The organism is Pseudoalteromonas sp. NSLLW24 (assembly GCF_015864725.1).
Lineage (GTDB): Bacteria > Pseudomonadota > Gammaproteobacteria > Enterobacterales > Alteromonadaceae > Pseudoalteromonas > Pseudoalteromonas arctica.
In genome coordinates this window covers 60,573-72,356 of the sequence record NZ_JADYWQ010000004.1, presented here as the reverse complement: position 1 = coordinate 72,356, position 11,784 = coordinate 60,573, and the positions used below count along the sequence as shown (strand labels likewise).

Sequence of the window (11,784 nt, the reverse complement as noted above, 5' to 3'; positions counted from 1 at the left end):
TGGATACTTATGAACGAGAAAGAAAATGTACTTTTAATAGTACTGGTTTGCTTTGTTGCGACCATTGGCGGTTTTTTATTTGGTTTTGACAGCGGCGTTATTAACGGCACGGTTGATGGGTTACAAACGGCGTTTGGCTCCAGTAGTGCGGGTACGGGGTTTAACGTATCGAGCATGCTAATTGGTTGTGCCATTGGTGCGTTTTGCGCAGGTCGATTAGCTGATAAATTTGGACGACGTCCAATTTTACTTTTTGCTGCAGCCTTATTTATTATAAGTGCTTGGGGCTCGGGTGTGTCAGTCACATCGTTTGAATTTGTTATTTATCGCATTTTAGGTGGCTTAGCGGTAGGGGCTGCATCGGTTATGACCCCAGCTTATATTAGCGAAATTGCCCCGGCGCGATACAGAGGCACGCTCTCTACACTTCAACAAGTGGCTATTATTTTTGGTTTGTTTAGCGCATTTGTAAGTAACTATTTTTTAGCCAACACTGCTGGCGGCTCTACGGCGTTATTTTGGCTCGACTTTGAAACATGGCGTTGGATGTTTTGGGTTGAATTATTACCTGCATGCTTGTTTTTAATCGCTTTGTTTTTTATTCCCGAAAGCCCTCGATACTTAATTATGGCTGGTAAAAAAGACGTTGCTGCACGTGTTTTATCGTCATTATATGGCGATGAAACTGCCGCTCTTAAATTAAATGAAATAGCAGAGTCGCTTGCTGGCGATAAACACCAACCTAAATTATCTGATCTTATTGATAAACCTAAAAAACGTTTACGCCCCATTGTTTGGATAGGAATTGGCTTAGCTACATTTCAGCAATTAGTCGGCATTAACGTTGTTTTTTACTACGGCGCGGTACTTTGGCAAGCAGCTGGTTTTACTGAGTCTGACGCGTTACTCATTAATATAATAAGTGGTTTTGTAAGTATTTTAGCGGTGTTTATTACCATGTATTTTATAGACAAAATTGGCAGAAAACCTTTTTTGTTAACCGGTTCAATTGGTATGACAGTGACGCTTTCGGTTATTGTTTATGCCTTTTTAAACGCAGATATTGGCTCAACAGGTAACTTAGAATTAGGAGATCAGGGCATGGTTGCTTTAATAGCCGCTAATGCGTATGTGTTCTTTTTTAACCTATCGTGGGGCCCTGTAATGTGGGTTATGTTAGGCGAAATGTTCCCTAACCAAATTCGCGGTTCAGGCCTTGCTGTTACCGGCTTTGCCCAGTGGATAGCTAACTTTTTAATTACCTGGTCGTTCCCTGTTATGCTCACCGGTATAGGTTTAGCAGGGGCTTATGGTTTTTACGCATTTTGCGCGTTTGTTTCAGTTATATTTGTATTTAAGTTTTTACACGAAACCAAAGGCAAAGAGCTTGAACAAATGAAAGGGTAAATATTCTCCCTTTAATAAGCGCCAAAACTAAAGCAATAGAACTAGAATAATAGAACTAAAGCAATAGTTTTGGCGTTGTTGACTGCTTCACTTGTTAAGCTTTCTTTTTACTAAACCCAAACACTTTATAAACTCGCAGCAACTATCTCATTTCTCAATAGTTAAATTATTAATGCATTTAAGTAAAGTGTGAGTCGCTTGTTCAATATCACGATTTGTAATAGCGTTTAACATCATTTTTTAAACTTTTATTATTTCGATTTAAGCTGTCTCGATCGCAGTTTTCCCTTAGTTGTTAACTGGGTCATCAACCTTCGACCATGTTCTAAAAATGAATAATATTAGACGTGACGTAGCTTTTGTAAAAAGACGTAGTTGCGCAGTTTGTGTAATAAGCAACTAAAAAGCAAATACAGCTGATAGTCTGCAGTGAGCGAGAAGCAGACGGTCGAGTAAACTCGTTTTTGGACAAAAGCAAGTTAGTGCTTAGACTCTAAAGGCTATGGTTCGCATTAGTCTTGGTATGGAGAATCTCGATTCTTGTTAAGATCTTTGACTAGAGATACAGCATGCGCTGAGTAATGCCTATCTTAAGAAAACGGGTTTATGTTCACTAAAATATGGATTGATCGCAGTTCACTACCCTAACCAGAAAGTTTAGATTAGGCGTTCTAAATGAACCGTCCTGTGTGGGCCGCATGCGGGCAGTGTAGAGGGGAGGAACTCCTCCGTCTATGTCTATTTTAAAGAAAGTGCAAAATCAATTTTTTCTAATTTATCTGAGATTTCAATGTTAGCTTCTTTAGAGTAAATAGCATATCCAGCCTCATTTATATGTTTGTGCTTCTGGATTAATCCAACAAATTCACAATATAAGTTTTCAACTTGATTATATTTCCGTTCTGAGACAACTGCTCGCAAGGTTTTTATTTCACTCTCATTAAAGTGAAGATGTTTAGATTGTTTCAACTCGTCAATGTACGCGAGTACTTTCTGCTTTATGGGAAGTACTACAGCATTATACTCTTTACGTTTATCACGTCCTAAAGCCAATCGGTTGCCTATTAACCCTCCCAGTAAGAGAGTTAACAATGGGACTACAAAATTAAATTCAGCCATAACTACCTCGATAAACATAACGTTTTAGTACTTATGCATTGCGATGATTGCAAGACATAAATAGCCTATATCCGCACTATACTCAGTGCATATTTTTATAGTTCTAACTTTCTTTATGCTTCAAGTGACACACTTGATGAAGCCTTCTTTAACTCACAAATGAAGTATTAATAAAGATATCTCAAGTGTGATTCACACTTTGCTTTTTTGTTAAAAACACCTTTTTCGTTGAAAATATAGCCTTAACACACGATGCAGAAACAAGTAGTTAAAGGTCTTTAAATTTGTCGAAGTTATTTAAGCAAGCATCATAATAGAATTCAGTGAACCCACTAGTCGAACCTGATTCAGCTGTTCTATATGCATGAGCCATTACTCTTTTAACAAAATTAACCGTCTTTCTCTCCTTTTCGGATGATACTTCAAATTTATTCAATTTGGCTTCCATTTCTTCTTTTGGAATATTATCAACGGTAGCGGCAGCAAGCATTCTGCTCGCAATTAATGCTACCTTTCCACATTTACTTATTTGAATTTGAGATTCTTCATAGGTTAGAAGTTCTACTGACACAACTGAAAATGAGCATATTGCTAGTGGTATTGCTAGTAGCCTATTCATAAACTCCCCCTTGATGATGTCAATTAAGAGTAACTAATTGCCATCCAAATATTTGCTTAATTCCTTAGCCTTTTACGCGTAAGCTTATTAAAGGTTTTGCTGCCTCTAATATTTTTAAGCTTTGATTCTCTCCTGAACTTTCATAGCTTGCGTTTGTAATTTCTATTAGCATTAGCAGGGTGTTGAAATTAGGTATTAGTGGATTCAATTCGCCTTTTTCTAGATAATAGCTATCGACTAAGGCTTGTACAGCCGGTCTAGCCGCTTTCTTTCCTGAGTTGAAGAACACTGCTGATATGTTGTTCATATATATCTCGAATTCTTCTTCAAATTCTTTAATGTAGTGCTTGCTTGCATGCTTATTCATTATCAACCCCTTATAAATATAATCTTTGATTTTCTGGAATATAAGATACTCCAGAAAAGTGTTAAACGCAAACCCGTATTAATCGTAAGTCACTGAACAATAACGCAATAGTGTGTTATCGTTGTCCTGATACGTATTCATTAGGGACAATATTATTTAAAGTTCACATTTAAATTCAGGGTTGATTATAAATGTGAGTAAAGTGGTCTCTAGATATGGCAATTAACATTAGCTTGAGTAGGGCTTAACCTAGCTAAGCAGAATGTAGGTGAGCATATGTTCTAAATGATAATGGGGCAGAAACGAGTTACCCCTGAAGGTCTGATTTTGGCACTTTGAAGTAGTTCGGCTTTGAGCGATAACTTTGCCCTTTTCCACACGTTTAAGTAAGCTACAGTAAGCAATAATATTTATAGCTGGCAGTGACTTAATCTGTTTGCTATTAATGTAAGTTCACAAAATAAAGACGTTTTCGCGCTAAAAAAGGGAAAGTGTCCTCTGATATCGCTGTTAGTTGTTTCTCTCCGCTAGGAGATGTATTCTTATTCTCTCACAACACAAGGATGTATTATGGATGTAGATATCAAACTACTTAAATGTTTTGTACACGATCCTATGGATATTAATAAACTATCTGAATTTGGCTATGACAACCAAGATCAACAATTTATTCGTAATTTCAAACAACTTTGTGACCTCAATTTGATAACCTCTGATTCCTGTTCTTGTGGGTTACATTTAAGTGCTGATGGTCAAGCTAGTTGGACGTGTATAGATTTACACCTGACTGAAAGTGGTAGTTTACTACTACACCCACCACAAGAGAGTAAACTTAAATTACTTAATAAAGTTATAGCTCACCCGATTGTATCTGGTGTATGCGTTGTAGGTATCGTGGCTGCAATCTCGATTGGATATAACTTTCTTGGTAACGACCAAGACCAGAAGCTACAGCAACCCAATAAATCGAAACTAATATTGAAATCTCCTAAATAAATTAAAGTTAGTTGTTGTGTTAACAAAAAACTAACTAATTGCTTGAACGGACACACTACGGCCACCGATTAGCAAAGCGTTATGTTTACAGAGGTTAATTTGAACTTGATTGGAATTAGATATGTTTTTTAATTTTAAAGCAAAAAAAATGCTTTCAGAGTCGAAGCGGGTAGTTAGCAACTTGCTTCAGAATAAAGGGTTTTCTTCCTCCAAATCTGATGAAGCTGCGAACTTTTTAGTCTCGAGTGTTTATGACGCAATCCCGAGCACTATAGAAAACCGTACTATTGGTACAACTACAGTTATATTTTTAGCATTAGAATATGGCCTCGACAGTTTTGAAAGTGAAGAAATATACTTTGATCTTATCAATGGTCAGTTTATGTATATAGCATTAGAAAATGAAGAGCTTAATGAGAATGAATATATGATATTAAATAATTTATATATGAAATTATCAGAAGATCATGTGAATATAGGTGGCCTTAAAGGGCTTTATAAAATAGCCAAGAAAAAGAGCAGACTTAACTTTGATGATTGGTATTCAAAGGTTAAAAGTTTGGCGCTTAGAATAGACGGGACATCAGTTGTAGAGGTTAATGGCCTAAATATACTAGACCTGTTAGATGATTCGCCAGCTAGGCAGGCTTATGATGATGGTTTGGAATGTGATGAGTATGCACGCATTTTGGCTGAAAACTTTGAAATGCCAGCGATATAAACATAATAAATTGTTACACACGGAAAATAGGGTCGCGTCTTGCCTTTTTCCACCTTCTTTTTGAATGACCGCAATTGGCACTCTCCAGCCACTCGACAACATAAAATGTTGATAATAATTGGCAAGGTATTTTACTGTGTCGGATGGCGCTTCGCTTATCCAACCTACACTGGCACATAGCCGAAGTTGGTGTTAAAGCCAAACGTTCAGCTAACCCAATACAAAGCAGATTAAACCTGCTCTACAGAATAACTTGCGAAGGTAAAACATCAGTACTTAGCGAGTACTCTCTTTATTTCAGTCTGAGATACTCAAGTTAGTAATACTTATTTCTGATATACTCAGTCAGCACTTTTACTCAAAAGGTAATAGTCTTCAGCTTGCAACTCAATGCAAGTTAACTCACTGCTCTTCATTATTTATTGTCAAAATTACACCTTTGTAAAATAGAGTTGGTTCATCCGAGCCAAAAACGTACAGAAAAAACACCGCCTAAGTTTATTGGCGAAGTATGATGATTCGTTGATGAACTCAAGCGTACTTACTTTATAAACAGGACTTAGCATGAGTGAATTAACTATCGGCGTTATCGGAACATCCCGCAAGACAGATGAAAGACGGTATCCTATTCACCCAGAGCACTTATTACGAATTCCCGAAAATCTTAGAAAACAAATGGTGTTTGAACAAGGCTATGGCACCGCTTTTAATGTTAGCGATGAATATATTGCAACGTTAACGGGTGGCATTGCATCTCGCAGCGAAATACTTACCCATATTGGCACGGCCATTATTGCAAAGCCTGTACTTGCTGACTTAGAAGAAATGCGCGAAGGAGGCACTATTTGGGGCTATGCCCACTGCGTTCAACAGCATGAAATAACACAAGCGGCGATAGAACGTAAACTTACCTTAATTGCTTTTGAAGATATGTATGTGTGGTCACCACAAGGAAATGTAGGGCGCCATACTTTTTATAAAAACAATGAAATGGCAGGGTATTGCGCTGTAATACATGCTTTGCAACTTAAGGGTATTGACGGTCATTATGGCGATCAACGTAAAACGATTATATTTAGTTTTGGTGCAGTGAGTAGAGGCGCTATTTATGCTCTTAAAGCGCATGGCTTTAGAGATATTACAATTTGTATTCAGCGCCCTGATCACGAAGTGCGTGAAGAAATATTAGATTGTCACTATGTTAAGGTACGAGAAGGTCTTGAAGGGGAGGCTCGCATGATGGTTGTTGAACATGATGGGACTAATCGACCACTTAGCGATCTTATTAGCGAAGCCGATATTATCGTGAACGGGACTTATCAAGAAACAGCTCATCCGGTTAACTTTGTAATTGAATCAGAAGCCGACTGCTTAAAACCTAACAGCTTAATTATTGATGTTAGCTGTGATGAGGGGATGGGATTCTTTTTTGCAAAGCCGACAACGTTTAAAAACCCTTTATTTCGATATAACAACACGGATTATTATGGCGTTGATCATACACCGAGTTATTTATGGGAAAGCGCGACGCGTTCAATCTCTGCGGCGCTCATTGTATATTTACAAACGATACTTAAAGGTGCTTTGCAGTGGCAAAAAGATGAAACCATTCGCCGTGCAATAAACATTGAGCAAGGAATAATTAAAAATACGGCTATTTTGGCATTCCAAAACCGCGAAAATATTTACCCTTATAACGTAATAACACAATGATTATATCTATCTCTAATCTAATTTTACATTAGATTAATTAGGGGTGTGCACTTCGTCTTAATACTAGTAATTTTAAGGCGAAGTGTTTGTTGACTGATAGTAAAACTGGAGAACTTAAATCTTAAAAGTTTTGATAAAACGAACACCCACAATTTATAAGGCTACCTTATATGCCTAACGATTCTAAAAATATACTAAATCGTGGCTTAGACTATATGCACGACCCATTTTCTAATTTTATGCGTGCTCAGACCACCTCTAGTCTGTTTCTTCTGGTATCTACAATCATTGCACTATGGTGGGCAAATTCAGCTTATTCAGCTACCTATCTAAACTTAGTGCATACGCCTATAGGAGTCTCATTAGGAGACTTTGAGCTACAAACCTCGCTTAAACACATTATTAATGATGGTTTGATGGTGATATTTTTCTTATTGCTTGGGCTTGAAATAAAACGAGAGGTACTTGCTGGAGATTTAGCTGAGCCCAAAAATAGACACATGCTCATTTTTTGCGCCATAGGCGGTATGGTCGTGCCTGCTGGTATTTATTCGCTGTTTAACTGGGGGCAAGATTCACTGATTGGTTGGGGTATACCCATGGCAACCGATACTGCGTTTGCATTAGGTGTGCTTACAATTGTAAGAAAACATATACCCACAAGCTTGTTGGCTTTTATTGTAGGTCTTGCGATTGTTGACGATGTGGGGGCAATACTCGTTATTGCCGTGTTTTATACCCAAGAAATATCGGTGATGTATTTGTCATGCGCCGTTGTTCTATTTGCTTTTTTAGTAGCCGCCAATTATGCCGGAATAAGGCAGCCGCTTTTTTACATTATCATTGGTCTTGCCACCTGGTGGATGATGTTACAGTCAGGTGTGCATCCTACTGTAGCAGGTGTTGCTATTGCTTTAACGGCTCCTGCACGCTCAATGTTGGGCTCAGGAAGGTCGCTTGAAAAGGCAAAAACAACCATTACCTCTATGCAAAAAGAAATAGAGAAAGTAGATGTTCTGGCTAGCAGACAGGATCATAAACAGGTACTCGAAATTCGTGATTTAGCCGAAAATGCGGGTACACCTTTGCGTCGATGGGAAGATGTGCTGCACCTGCCTGTCGCACTGTTTATTTTACCGCTATTTGCTTTAGTTAATGCGGGTGTGGTTTTTAACTTTAGTTCATTTGTTGAGAGTCTCAGTGATCCCGTTGGCTTAGGTATTATTAGTGGTCTTGTTGTTGGTAAGTTTATTGGTATTTCGGGTGCGTGTTGGCTTGCTTTACGCTACAAAATAGGTTGCTTGCCTGAGGGCATTAATCTTCAGCATGTTATTGGTGCTTCACTTATCGCTGGGATTGGATTCACCATGTCTACCTTTATTGCTACGTTGGGGTTTGATGGGCAAGCCGAGCATCTTCATAACGCAAAAACATCGGTTTTAGTGGCTTCGGTTCTTTCTGCAATACTTGGGGTTTTATATATTCGAGTGGTTGCCTCAAAAAAGAGCAATAAACCAATTAATTCAACGCCATAATAGGGCGTGAAGGGGCTAATGGGTATTCAATAATGTGTACTCATTAGTTGTACTTAACCCTTTATTTATCAATTAAACATATTGTTTAAAACACGCTATGTGTTGTAGCGAACAGACCAATTAAAATAAATACGCTAATGTCTTACTAAGGTTTTTTGGCTTTAAATTAATGCTTAAGTATATGAATTTAAATCTTAAAACGATTCCTTAAATCATTACCCCTAAATTATTACCCTTAAATTATACAGAGGAAGTTATCACCTAGATTGCGAAGCACGTTGGCGCTTTAGGCTAGGGTCTGTTGATCTTTGCGGGTTAAAATTTGTTCAAACTAGGGGCTATTTAATCGCGGCGCGAGGTTTGTAACCTAGTGGGCTAAGTAAAAACCGAGCAACAAAGAGTAAATAGCCCCTAGAAAGAACCCTTTGGGCAGCGCCTGTTTGGCATTAATGCTACGTTATCGCCCATTTATGGGGAATAACCACACTACATAGGCTCTGCCTTGCCTAAATACCAAACAGACTGCTGCAAATTTAACCTTGAAAGATCAACAGGCCCTAGGGCTTATGACAATCTAAAGTAGTAATAAGGCTCCATATTTTTGGTTTCTTAAAAAGGAGAATATTATTTCTACACAAAACGAAAATAGTCCAAATTCTAAAAGTAAAAGCGGTCCGCCAGATATCGATAAAGTGATGAGCGGTGCGTTTAAAAAGTATAAGAAGTTGCTGAGTGGAAAATTTAGCACAAGTTTAACCATAGTACTGTTTTTGGGATTGATTGCTACAGGCTATAGCGCAGTCTATACCGTTCCCAGTGATTCAGTTGCTTTGGTATTAAGGTTTGGTAAGTTTCAAGAAATTCTACCTGCGGGCTTACATGTAAAAATCCCATTAGGTGTTGATCACGTCACAATAGTGCCTACTAAGCGGCAATTAAAGCAGGAGTTTGGTTTTTCTACTCCTGGAGCCTCCGACCCAGATCAAAATATTAATCCTGAAAATAATATTCGCTCATTTGCGCCAAAAATTTCACCTGCAACAAATCAACGCGAAGAAACCCAAATGGTAACTGGCGATTTAAACACTGCGCTGATTGAATGGGTAATTCAATATCGGATAGCCGATCCCCAAAAGTACTTATTTGAGGTGCGCGACCCGGCAGGCACTTTACGATATGTGTCTGAATCAGTTATGCGTGAAGTTGTAGGCGATAGAACTGTAGATGAAGTAATTACCATTGGCAGGCAAGGGATTGAAATTGAGGCATTACAAAAAATGCAGGCATTGGCAACCAAATATGTAATGGGGATTAGTATTGATCAGGTTCAACTAAAAAATATTAACCCACCCGTACCAGTACAAGGGTCGTTCAATGAAGTTAATCAGGCTCAACAAGAGAAAGAAAAGTTGATTAACGAAGCGCGTCGCGAATATAACCGCGTTATTCCGCTTGCTGAGGGGGAGCGCGATCAACGAATAAGAGAGGCTGACGGTTATCGCCTTAAGCGAGTTAATGAAGCTGAAGGCGACGCTCTGCGTTTTAATGCGCTGTTTGCACAGTACCAACTGGCACCTGAGGTAACACGCAGACGAATATATATAGAAACAATGACAGATGTTATGCCAATGATAAAAAATAAAATTATTATCGATAGCGAAGCACGCGGTGTATTACCTTTACTCAATTTAACTTCACTAAAAGGACAGCAGCCATGAAATCTTATTTAATCGTTGGCAGCAGTATTTTAGCTGCACTTGTAGGGGTTACTTTGTATAGCGCTTTATATACGGTTAACGAAGTAGAGCAGGTGGTTATTACTCAGTTTGGTAAACCGGTTGGAGAGCCAATTAGAGAGGCGGGTATTCAACTCAAAATGCCTTTTGTTCAGCAAGTTAATTTTATTGATAAGCGCGTGCTGGAATGGGAAGGAACACCTTCTGATATGCCGACCAAAGATAAGCTTTATATTTCTGTAAGTCTTTATGCGCGGTGGCAGGTTACCGATCCGTTGCAGTATTTTTTACGTTTAGGTGATGAGCGAAGCGCACAGTCTAGGCTCGATGATATTTTTGGTAGTGAAACGCGTAATGCAGTAGCCACACACGAATTAATCGAAATTATTCGTACAACGAAAGGTCGCCAACCTTTGCGTGACTCGTCACTCACCGAGGCTGAAAAAGAGCAGAATATTGGTAGTTTAGTGCCTATAAGCATGGGACGTTTAGTTGTCGAGCAAGATATATTTAATGAGGCGGCAAAAAAAGTGCGCGTATTTGGTATTGAGCTTATGGATATTCGTTTTAAACGTATTAATTATAATGAAAGTGTACGCCCTAAAATCTATGAACGTATGATCAGCGAACGTCGTCAAATAGCAGAACGCTTTTTGTCAGAAGGAAAAGGCGAAGCTGCCCGTATACAAGGTAACAGAGAGCGAGACTTAGATAAAATTCAATCTGAAGCCTACCGAGCAGTAACAGAAATTAGAGGTAAAGCTGATGCTAAAGCAGCCGCTATTTACGCCTCAGCCTATAACAAAAATGATCAAGCAGTCGCATTTTATGCATTTACCCGTTCGTTGCAGGCGCTTGAACTTGCCCTTAGCCAAAACACAACATTGGTTTTATCGACCGACAGTGAGCTATTTCAGTATTTACAACACACTCAGGCGAGTGAGCCTAATCCTAAAAATTAGCATGCTTCATATTTAAATATTGTATAGATATCATCAAACTTAGGAGCAATAAATGCAAATTGAAACAATTAGAGATGTACTCAATTGGACCGTTTTATTTCACAAAAACTTAAAAGATAGCCTAAACCAGAGCTCTGAACAAAATAAGGATGAGGGAGCACGAATGATGCTTCGCTACCTATCTGAGCATGAGGAGAGTTTAGAGAATATTGTACAAGGATTTGAAAATACGGCAGACGAAAAAGCGCTAAACACCTGGTGTTTTGATTACATCGAAAAGCACTCAATTATTGAGCGCGTTGATTGCAACTCACTCTTTGAAGAGCTAGATATCTCGGACATTATGGATAAAATAGTAAACCATCATGAACAAGTTATTGAGTTATACATCCATATATATTCTCGTGTAGATATCGAAAGCGCAAAAACGTTGCTTGATACAATAAAAGATATTGAAGAAAATGAGATAAAAAGAATTGTGCAATCGGCTAACCGGTTTTCAGATATGTAATCGACTGATTGAACTGGCAATATTAGTGTATTACTAAGGTGTCAGTTCAATCAAATGTATGTGATATCCATTTATATCAAGGATCTTTTCTTTTAATC

Annotated in this window: 11 protein-coding genes; 8 read left to right on the top strand and 3 right to left on the bottom strand. The window is 38.4% G+C overall.

Features of this window, described 5'->3' with window-relative positions; genetic code table 11:
* Nucleotides 1–3: 3 nt before the first annotated feature.
* Nucleotides 4–1,407, top strand: coding sequence for a sugar porter family MFS transporter (locus I6E72_RS05205; RefSeq protein ID WP_442960304.1), 1,404 nt, complete (start codon nt 4–6; stop codon nt 1,405–1,407).
* A gap of 738 nt (nt 1,408–2,145) precedes the next feature.
* Here the strand turns inward: I6E72_RS05205 and I6E72_RS05200 are convergent.
* From I6E72_RS05200 to I6E72_RS05190, 3 genes are all read right to left on the bottom strand, one after another.
* Entirely contained in the window at nt 2,146–2,526 is a 381-nt protein-coding gene (locus I6E72_RS05200) for a hypothetical protein (RefSeq protein ID WP_197111304.1), read from the bottom strand.
* 268 nt (nt 2,527–2,794) lie between these two features.
* Complete coding sequence (locus I6E72_RS05195; RefSeq protein WP_197111303.1) at nt 2,795–3,145, bottom strand: hypothetical protein; 351 nt, start codon at nt 3,143–3,145, stop codon at nt 2,795–2,797.
* A gap of 64 nt (nt 3,146–3,209) precedes the next feature.
* The gene (locus I6E72_RS05190; protein ID WP_197111302.1) at nt 3,210–3,512 is read right to left on the bottom strand and encodes a hypothetical protein; all 303 of its coding nucleotides are present in this window, start codon (nt 3,510–3,512) and stop codon (nt 3,210–3,212) included.
* 570 nt (nt 3,513–4,082) lie between these two features.
* Here I6E72_RS05190 and I6E72_RS05185 point away from each other — a divergent pair.
* The 7 genes from I6E72_RS05185 to I6E72_RS05155 all read left to right on the top strand — a co-directional run bounded on the left by I6E72_RS05185 (nt 4,083) and on the right by I6E72_RS05155 (nt 11,686).
* Complete coding sequence (locus I6E72_RS05185) at nt 4,083–4,508, top strand: hypothetical protein (RefSeq protein WP_197111301.1); 426 nt, start codon at nt 4,083–4,085, stop codon at nt 4,506–4,508.
* 121 nt (nt 4,509–4,629) lie between these two features.
* Nucleotides 4,630–5,229, top strand: a complete 600-nt coding sequence (locus I6E72_RS05180; RefSeq protein ID WP_197111300.1) for a hypothetical protein — start codon at nt 4,630–4,632, stop codon at nt 5,227–5,229.
* A gap of 564 nt (nt 5,230–5,793) precedes the next feature.
* Entirely contained in the window at nt 5,794–6,942 is a 1,149-nt protein-coding gene (locus tag I6E72_RS05175; RefSeq protein ID WP_024607592.1) for a N(5)-(carboxyethyl)ornithine synthase, read from the top strand.
* Nucleotides 6,943–7,112: 170 nt separating this feature from the next.
* The gene (gene nhaA / locus I6E72_RS05170; protein WP_197111299.1) at nt 7,113–8,477 is read left to right on the top strand and encodes a Na+/H+ antiporter NhaA; all 1,365 of its coding nucleotides are present in this window, start codon (nt 7,113–7,115) and stop codon (nt 8,475–8,477) included.
* Nucleotides 8,478–9,253: 776 nt separating this feature from the next.
* Complete coding sequence (gene hflK / locus I6E72_RS05165; RefSeq protein ID WP_197111520.1) at nt 9,254–10,195, top strand: FtsH protease activity modulator HflK; 942 nt, start codon at nt 9,254–9,256, stop codon at nt 10,193–10,195.
* Entirely contained in the window at nt 10,192–11,175 is a 984-nt protein-coding gene (gene hflC, locus I6E72_RS05160) for a protease modulator HflC (RefSeq protein ID WP_101217825.1), read from the top strand. Before hflK ends, hflC begins: the two co-directional genes overlap by 4 nt.
* Before the next feature lie 52 nt (nt 11,176–11,227).
* Nucleotides 11,228–11,686 (top strand): ATPase, encoded by a 459-nt coding sequence (locus tag I6E72_RS05155; RefSeq protein WP_149602537.1) that lies wholly within the window; start codon nt 11,228–11,230, stop codon nt 11,684–11,686.
* Nucleotides 11,687–11,784: the final 98 nt, after the last annotated feature.